We start from the raw sequence: 8,171 nt of genomic DNA on the forward strand, positions 1-8,171 counted from the left end.
CGGGTGACGGACCTGTGCCCCGGAGCAGCCGTTCCTGACGGTGTCCCGGATCGCAGACGACGCACGCCGGTCCCGGCTCCTGCCGGACTGCCCACGAGCCGCGGGTACAGCGCTTTGCGGCCCCTCACGGAGGGACTCTTCGGTCCTGGCCGCTCCGGGGCCAGTCGTCCCAGGGTGAGGGAAAGGGCGGCCCACCCGCCGCGGGCCGGGACGGGAAGGCCGTGCAGGGGTGTCGACAGGGATTCAGTTCCGGGCGTTCAGTTCCGCGACAATCGAAGCCGGTGTGTGGCCGCTGCCGTCGGACACCCGGTGGAAGTCGACCGAGACGAAGTTCGGGTCACGACCGCCGGCCGCTGGGCGGCACTGCCGGTCGATGCGGTCGCGCAGCTTGGTTCCGTTGTCGAGGGCGGCGTTGATGACCGTGGGTACGTTCCGATGGTGGCTCATGGTGAAGAGCCGCCGGAAGCCCGGCTCCTGACGGTCCAACGGCACGTCGGACCACCGGCTGACGCAGGAGAGGTCGTTGCCGAGGTCTCCGAGGCTCCAGAAGTTGCTGACGGTCCAGGCCTTGTCGTACATGACACCCAGGTGTTCACGGTCGGGCTCGTCGCTGAAGATCAGCAGGCGCTTCCCGGAGCCGACGAGGTCGGTCATCCTCGGCCACCCCTGCTGGCGCACGTTCCATGCGTCGGGCCGGAAGAGCAGCTGGTCGAGGCCGCGTACCCGGCCGAGTGAGTTGCCGAGCTGCTGGGCGCTGACATAGTCCTCCAGGAAGATGGTCACGACTTCTTGGGGGTTCGCCGCGAGGAAATCCACCACGGTCTGCATGCTGCTCTGGAGGGACTGCCGGGGCAGTGCGTACGTGACCCCGGCGAAGGTCTTGCACTCGCCGTGGCAGAGGTAGACGTCGCTCGGGTAGCAGTCGCTGCCGAAGCTGATGACGCAGAGCCACGTGCTGCGCTCGTACCAATGGGTGTCCAGGCTGAGGCCGCGCACTCCGTTGTCGAGCTGGTGGCGTACGGACTCGGACTGGGCCACTGAACTCCAACGGGAGTCCTCGTAGTTGGTGAACGCGTTGTGGGTACCGAGGAACGAGACCTCGTCGAGCCGCCGGTCGCCCCAGCGTGCCCGGGCCTGGGCCACGGCCGTGTCGTTCGCGTGCGACGCCACCGCGAACGCGCGGGTCGACGCGGGGGGCGGCGTGGCACTGGCCAGGGCCGGCATTCCGAGGAGGCTCACCAAAAGGAGGAGGACCACGGAAAGTCGTCCGGCTCTCCGTGACGAAGCGGTCCCGACCGAGCGCGTTCCGAACCGTGAGCCCACGCGTCGGCGGGCATCCCGAGATGACATGTCCATGATTGGCATGCGGGGGAGCGTAACGGTTCGACGGCTGATTCGGTCCTGTTGGGAACGTAATGGGTGGCATTCCGGACGTGTTCGTGCTTCATCGTGGCCGACGAGTGGCTGAGCTGCCGACCCCTCGCCGAGTCGCCGAGGCGGACCGAAGCGGCCGCCGAGAAGCCGGCGGAGCTTCCCGCTCCCGTGGCCGAGAAGAGGTTCGCGGCCGATCGAGCGGTACGGGGCGCCGGCGTGTGGCTGTGGACCGCCGTGCGTGACCGCAAGACGCTGGTCAGCACCACCGCGGCCGTCACTGCGGCGGCCGTCGGCGCGTACGTCCTGTGGAGTCAGGCCGGCCGGTGCTCCGAGGCCCGCTCTCCCGGCTCACCGCCGGCCACCACAGTGGCGGACCTCCGGGAGAAGGCGCCTACTTGACGGCCCCTCGCGTCATCCAGAACGGCGGGGGACGGGCTGCGGCAGCCGAGGCAGGCGGAGTTCAGGAAGGAACGCCTCCCGCCACGCGCGACAGGGTGAAGGCCCAGGTCAGGAATGCTCCACCCTTCCCTGTGTTGATACGCCGGCCCGCAGGGCACGCCCTCGGCACGTTTCGTACCGGGCTTCTCGGCCAGACGCGTGAGTGGAGTCGCACGGCGAGCGGAGCGAAGGAGAGGGCTGTCATGTCGAAGGTTTCGCATCTGCCCGGACGGGCGGAGCATCAGTGGGACTGGCAGAGGGCGGCTGCGTGCCGCGGCCTGGGTACCGAGGTGTTCTTCCACCCGGAGGGCGAGCGCGGCAAGAGTCGAGCGATGCGGGAGGAGACCGCCAAAGCGGTGTGTGACCGATGCCCCGTACAGGCTCGGTGTCTGCAACACGCCGTCAGCGTGGGCGAGCCGTACGGAGTCTGGGGCGGTCGTACGGTGAACGAGCGCCAGGCGTCCGGAGGAACTGACGTGGCCGCGGCGTAGCCGGATCCGGCGGTGGCGACGCGGGAAGCCGTGTCCGGCCCTGACGTACCTCCGGCACAGCGTGGTTCGGGTGTGGCCGTCCGGGAAGCGGCAAGGCGACCCGACGGGCATCTTCTCAAGCCGAAGGGAAGCGGAGCGTGAGGGCGCGGGCCAGGATCGACTCGATGTGTTCTGCGGCTTCCTTCGGGAGATCGGGCGGCGGCTGGGCAAGCCCGTGCTCATGGACCCGGAAGGCGACTATGGCCATTCGGTGCTCGCTTCGATGTCGAGGCCGATCGAGTCGTTCTCCTCGCAGACCCGCAGGTCAGTTGACCTCGGCCGGCGGCTGCGGTTCGTAGTAGGTTCCGTCGCGGAGCATCGCGAACAAGAAGTCGGCCCGTCGCCTGGCGAGGCAGAGGTAACGGGGGCGACCACGAGCACCACCCCAAGCTGATGCGGCCCGCAGGCCGGCGACGTTGCCGGCGATGGTGACCTCGAGACCGTCGAGAATGCAGCCGGTGCCCAGCCCGATGACGATAGTTTCAGTGTCACCAGGACCAGGTATGCCGGTCGAGCCGGGCCGGAGCGGCGGTGGCGACTGTGCCCGTCCCGGCGCTCGTGAAAGAAGACGCCGCGCGCAAGGTTCTTCTCTCTTCGCCGGTGCCCCGTCGCGAGCGGTCATCCGTCGGCGCGGGTGGGCCGCCGCGCGTCCCACCGTTCACGGAGGGCGAGAAAACGCCGACGGTCACTGCGCTCGCGGACCCGCCGGTCCAGCTCCTCCATCAGCCGATGGCCCCGGTGCTCGGGGTCGAGTTCGTCGAGGATTCGATCGACCTCGGTGAGCAGTGCCCCGTACAGCTGCCAACTGCCGGGATCGGCGAGGGCGAGGGCGAGGAGCCGGTCGGCGGCGCGGTCCCTGCAGGCCCTGGCCGCCCGCAGCTCGGCCGCAAGCCGGGTTTCCGCGGCCTGGGCGCCCTCGCTGCCTTGCGTGGTGACCAGGACGGCGAAGCTGACGAGGGCGTCGGCGGTGTACTGGGCGGTCTCCCGGATGGCCGGGGCGGCCCCCTCGGGCAGCAGCTGGTGCCCGCCACGATGTTTCGCCAGGTCGGTGAGGGTGCGGGCGAGGACCCGCAGGACGACGGCGCAGATTTCCAGGGTGTCGAGGCCGGTGCGCAACACCACCCGGTGCAGGAGGCCCTCCTTGATGCGGGGGTTGAACCGCAGGCTGTCCTCGGCGGTGCGCAGTGCCCCGTCGACGTCGGCGACGTCGTTGTCGAGGCGGCGGGCCTCGTGGAGACGGGTGGCGGCCTGCTCGACGGGGGGTGCGCCGGTGAACTCGTCCGCCACGTCGAGAAGCAGCAGTCGCATCCGTCGGGCGAGGTCCTCGATGGAGTCGCCTGCGGTGTCGACCCAGACGGGCGGGGCGAGAAGCAGGTTGAAGAGCATGCCGACGACGGCGCCGATGAGGGTCTCCAGGACACGGTCCCAGGCGGTGTCGGAGACCTGGGTGACGCCGAGGACGAGCATGGCGCTGATCGCGACCTCGGGGATGAACTCCTCGACCCTGACGAGCCGGCCGACGAGCAGCGAGGCGAGGATCACGAGGGCGAGGCTCCACCAGGAGAGGCCGACGACGACGCTGAACGCGATGGCGATGAGGACGCCGACGACGACCGAGGTCACCCGGCGCAGACTGGTGGTCACGGTGGAGTAGAGCGTCACCTGGACGACGAGGAGGGCGGTGAGGGGTGCGGTGAGGGGGACCGGTTCACTGCTGAGCCCGAGGGCGACGACGTAGCTGAGAGTGGCAGCCGCCGTGGACCGTACCGTCTGGACGGCGAAGGGGTCGCGCCGGAGACGCGTGAGCAGCCCGTCGCCCCGGTCGTGCCGTCCTTTGCCGCGTGCCACGCCGCACCTCGTCCCGTCGCCGCCCCGCAAGGGCCGTCTGGACGACTGCCTGCCCGGACGGCCCCGGCCTCATGCGCGGGTACGTCCGGGCGGACGAGGGATCACCCCCGCTTCGGGGACAGGCAGCTCCGTAAGGGACGGCGTTGATACACCGGTTGCCGTGACTGCCCCGGCAGCTTCAGCCGCCTGCGCCCTGATGAGGCAAGGGCCATTCGACCAGCGGGGCGCCGACGCAGGCGAGCGCGGGCAGGGGGCGCCGGCCCGGTGCGACCTCGGGGGCTGATGTGGCCGGGGCGGGCGGCCTCGCTGCGGTGGGCGAGGATCGCCGCCCACGGTTGGTCGGTACTGCGGCGAGCGCGAAGAGTGCCGTACGCATGCACCCTGGGCCGGGAGGCCGCGGAAGCGATCCCGGGTGCCGCGATCGAGCTGATCGTGGGCTGCGGGCACTACGGCTACCTGGAGGACCCGACCGGGGTGAACAAGGCCATGGTGCAGGTTTTCACCGGGCCGACGGCCGGCTGAAACGCCTTCGTCCGGGCCGCGGTGAGCGGCCCGGACGAAGAGGAAGCAAGGAAGGTGAAGCGAGGAAAGAGGAGGGAGAGGTGCCCGCCGGGAAATTGCAGGCACCTTTCCCTCCTCGGTGGAGGGACCCGCCTACCGCGGGTAGAGGTCGGGTCGGCCGTCGTGGCCCTGCTGCTCCTGCTGCGTCCAGCCCTGCGGCGGGCCGTACGAGTCCTGCGGGGCGCACGACTGCTGGTGCTGTTGGGGCGCGGACGCCTGCTCCCGGGAGGAGGTTTGCTGCTGGCCGCCGAACTCCTGGCCGTAACCAAAACCCTGGCCGTAGGACGGCCGCCGGCCGTACTGCGTCGCGCCGGCCGGTACCGGCTGCGGGAGGCGCAGCTGCCGGGTCTCGTCGGAGCCGGCCGCGTGCTGGCCGCGGCGGGCGGAGTTCAGGTTGCCCGGCCACCAGTTCCACCGGCCGAGGGCCGTCATCAGGGCCGGCAGGACGAAGATGCGGATCACCACGGCGTCCAGCAGGATCGCCGCCGCCAGGCCCACTCCCAGCTGCTTGAACTCCACCATGCTGAGGGTGCCGAAGATCGCGAACACGGCCACCATGACGATCGCCGCACTGGTCACGACGCCGGCGGAGCGGGTGATGCCGTCCCGGACGGCGTCGCGGACGTTCGCCCCGTCGAGGGCGGCCTCCCGGATCCGGCTCACGACGAACACGTGGTAGTCCATCGAGAGGCCGAAAAGCACTACGAAGAGGAAGAGCGGGAGCCAGGAGACGACCGCCCCGGAGCTGTGGAAGTCGAGCAGGCCCTCCGCCCAGGTGTTCTGGAACACCGCGACGAGGGCACCGAAGGAGGCGGCCGCCGACAGCAGGTTGAGGAGGATCGCGGAGAGTGCCACGGCGAGAGAGCGAAAGATGATGACCATGGTGGCGAAGGTCAGCAGCAGGATGAAGCCGACCACCCACGGCATCCGGTCCTCCAGATGGCCGGTGAAGTCGACCCCCTGGGCGACTTTGCCGCCGACGGCGCCCTCGGCGTCCTGGACGGGTGCGATCGCCTCGGGCACCCAGGCCCGCAGCAGTTCGAGGGACTTCCGCGCCCCGTCGCTCTTCGGCGAGTGCGGGGTGCCGACGGCGACGGTGTGCACGCGCTTGTCGGCGGACGCGCGGATCGTGGGCGTCTGGTCGTGGGCGAACAGCTCCTGGCCCTCGGTGCGGCTCAGCAGGGTCTTGAGCGCGGTCTCGACCTCACCGGCCCGCTCGGCGGGGGCCCGCACGGCCACCTGGTGCACGGTGCCCTTGCTGGGGAAGGCGGAGGTCAGCCGGTCCATGGCCTGGACGACCGGGATGTCGCGTGACAGGTCGTCGGAGCCGGGCTGCTTCAGCTTCATGTCCAGGGCGGGCAGGGCGAGGGCGAGCAGGGCGCCGACGGAGACCACGAGGGTGAGCACGGGCCGTACGAGGGCGGGGCGCAGCAGCACGGGCCAGAGCCGGGACTCGCTGGAGCGCATCGTGAGCAGCCACAGGATCGGCACCTTCGGCCGGTCGACCCAGCTTCCGAGCTTGGCGAGGAGCGCGGGGAGTACGGTCAGCGAGGCGAGGACGGCGACGGCCACGACGATGATCGACCCGGTGGCCAGGGAGGCGAAGGTGGCCTCCTGAGCGAGGTAGAGGCCGGCCATCGAGACGACGACGGTGGTACCGGAGGCGACGACGGTGTGGCCGGAGGTCTCGGCGGCGATCTCGATGGCGTCCAGGTGTGAGGCGCCCTTCCGGCGTTCCTCCCGCTCCCGCTTGAGGTAGAAGAGCGAGTAGTCGACGCCGACGGCCATGCCCATGAGCAGGATGACGTTGCTCACCGCGCTGGTCTCGGGCAGGACGTGCGAGGCCAGGGCCGACAGCCCGATCGCGGCGCCGACACAGGACATGGCCAGCAGCACCGGCACACCGGCGGCGATGACCGCGCCGAAGACGACGAGCAGGATCAGCAGGGTCAGCGGAAGGCTGATCAGCTCAGCCTTCTTGAAGTCCTCGCCCAGGGTCTCGCCGAGCCCCTTGGCGGTGGATCCGGTGCCGATCTGGTCGATCCTGATGCCCTCGTGGGCCTTCTCGGTCGCCGCGCTCGCGTCGAGCAGCGGCTGGACCCGCGTGTCGGCGTTCTCGGTGTCGCCCTTCATGGTCACCGGGAGCAGCAGCGCCCTGCCGTCGGGGGAGGGGAGGGCGCTGCCGACGCTCTCCACCTCGGGCAGGGCCTTCATCTTCCCGGTGAGATCCTCTGCGGCCTTCCGCGCGGTGGCGACGTCGAGCTTCCCGCCGTTCGCGGCGTTGATGAGGACGTTCTCCTCGGGCTTCTCGATGAAGTGCCCCGAGGCCGTGATCCGGCCCGCCCGGCCGGCCTCGCCGACTCCCGACTCCTCGTCGCTGATCTTGTTCGTGCCGGCGGCTCCGCCCAAGAAGAGACACAGCGCGACGAAGACCACCCACAGGCCGATGGCGGACCACGGATGCGTGGCGCTCCATCGCGCGATCCGTACCGTTGCCGGTTTCTTTCGCACCTTCTGTTTCCTCCCATTGCTGCGGAAACCGCTGGGGCGGCTGCCGTTCTGCGACGAGTGGAACGCTAGTCATGGGCGGATGGAGGGGACACGAGGTAAACCGCCTGGGTGGGCCCAGTTTTCCTCAGTCTTAGCCCTGTGGTTTCCCGTAACGAGGGCCCTGCGGTTTCCCGTAGCTGGAAACCGGAGGAGTTGTTCGCCCCTCTGATGGCTGCAGCCGTGTACGACCCAGATTCCAGCTTCTGCCGCTGGTTCGTTGAGCCGACGTGCCCCATCCACAGGGGCCGCTCACCGCCAGTGCCTGAGCACGCGGGCGATCACGCCACCGGCGCCGGTCAGGGGATGTGCCGCCAGGACAGTTCGGGAATGACGATGAACCCGACACCGGGGAAGAGGGGATGGGCAGGCCCGTCGTCCAGGGTTACGAAGACTCCGAACCGCTCGATCGCGGCGACGGTGCCGGAGAGGATGATGCAGGAGAGGCGGCTGTTGAGGGTGCGGCAGGTGTGGTGCAGGTCTTCGTCGAGGGCGATACCGGTCCTGCGGCGGGTGTGCGCGAGTTCTGCCTCGAGGCGTGGGAGGGCCGGTGTCGCCGGCGGGCCGATCCGGTCGAGGAAGGGCACGATGCGGCGCGAGGCGGCGGCCGAGCGCCTCGGCTCCCTCGTGCCTGTCGCCGGGCCCGCCCGCGAAGCAGGAATGCGGGCTGGATGACTACCAGGTCCGCCGCTATCCCGGCTGGCACCGCCACATGACCCTGGCCATGGCCGCCCACGCCTGCCTCACCGTCCTGCGAGCCCGCGAACTCGACACCGGGAAGGCAGAAACGGATCCTCCGGCCCCGTCCCCCAACACCAAGCCCACGTCAGCCACTACAAACAACGCGGCCACGCACCACCCAAACCTGCCCAA

General features: G+C 70.1%; 7 protein-coding genes and 2 pseudogenes. 5 read left to right on the forward strand and 4 right to left on the reverse strand.

Features of this window, described 5'->3' with window-relative positions; all coding sequences use genetic code 11:
- Positions 1 to 243: 243 nt before the first annotated feature.
- Positions 244 to 1,239 (reverse strand): PI-PLC domain-containing protein, encoded by a 996-nt coding sequence (locus tag SGA01_RS13205; protein WP_141296717.1) that lies wholly within the window; start codon positions 1,237 to 1,239, stop codon positions 244 to 246.
- A 180-nt stretch (positions 1,240 to 1,419) separates the two neighbouring features.
- On the opposite strand from SGA01_RS13205, the gene SGA01_RS13210 reads away from it, so the two are divergent.
- The 3 genes and pseudogenes from SGA01_RS13210 to SGA01_RS42840 all read left to right on the forward strand — a co-directional run.
- Positions 1,420 to 1,773 (forward strand): hypothetical protein, encoded by a 354-nt coding sequence (locus SGA01_RS13210; RefSeq protein ID WP_141296718.1) that lies wholly within the window; start codon positions 1,420 to 1,422, stop codon positions 1,771 to 1,773.
- A gap of 242 nt (positions 1,774 to 2,015) precedes the next feature.
- Positions 2,016 to 2,303, forward strand: a complete 288-nt coding sequence (locus SGA01_RS13215; RefSeq protein ID WP_141296719.1) for a WhiB family transcriptional regulator — start codon at positions 2,016 to 2,018, stop codon at positions 2,301 to 2,303.
- 64 nt (positions 2,304 to 2,367) lie between these two features.
- Positions 2,368 to 2,615, forward strand: a pseudogene (locus SGA01_RS42840) (hypothetical protein); the annotation flags it as partial.
- Between the two features lie 345 nt (positions 2,616 to 2,960).
- On the opposite strand, the gene SGA01_RS13225 reads toward SGA01_RS42840, so the two are convergent.
- A complete protein-coding gene (locus SGA01_RS13225; RefSeq protein WP_141296720.1) occupies positions 2,961 to 4,190 on the reverse strand; it encodes an FUSC family protein in 1,230 nt (409 codons plus the stop codon).
- A 363-nt stretch (positions 4,191 to 4,553) separates the two neighbouring features.
- Here SGA01_RS13225 and SGA01_RS13230 point away from each other — a divergent pair, with 363 nt between their 5' ends.
- Positions 4,554 to 4,712 (forward strand): alpha/beta fold hydrolase, encoded by a 159-nt coding sequence (locus tag SGA01_RS13230; protein ID WP_174867301.1) that lies wholly within the window; start codon positions 4,554 to 4,556, stop codon positions 4,710 to 4,712.
- Positions 4,713 to 4,844: 132 nt separating this feature from the next.
- Here the strand turns inward: SGA01_RS13230 and SGA01_RS13235 are convergent, their stop codons facing one another.
- Positions 4,845 to 7,262, reverse strand: a complete 2,418-nt coding sequence (locus tag SGA01_RS13235) for an MMPL family transporter (RefSeq protein ID WP_229918432.1) — start codon at positions 7,260 to 7,262, stop codon at positions 4,845 to 4,847.
- 335 nt (positions 7,263 to 7,597) lie between these two features.
- Positions 7,598 to 7,885, reverse strand: coding sequence for a S1 domain-containing protein (locus tag SGA01_RS42845; protein ID WP_371866032.1), 288 nt, complete (start codon positions 7,883 to 7,885; stop codon positions 7,598 to 7,600).
- A gap of 62 nt (positions 7,886 to 7,947) precedes the next feature.
- On the opposite strand from SGA01_RS42845, the pseudogene SGA01_RS42850 reads away from it, so the two are divergent.
- Positions 7,948 to 8,127, forward strand: a pseudogene (locus SGA01_RS42850) (IS701 family transposase); the annotation flags it as partial.
- Positions 8,128 to 8,171: the final 44 nt, after the last annotated feature.

Source organism: Streptomyces gardneri (assembly GCF_006539185.1).
Taxonomy (GTDB): Bacteria; Actinomycetota; Actinomycetes; order Streptomycetales; family Streptomycetaceae; genus Streptomyces; species Streptomyces gardneri.

What these genes read in the sequence shown, in the direction of transcription:
- SGA01_RS13215 (WP_141296719.1), top strand. Translation starts at nt 2,016, where the DNA reads ATGTCGAAGGTTTCGCATCTGCCCGGACGGGCGGAGCATCAGTGGGAC.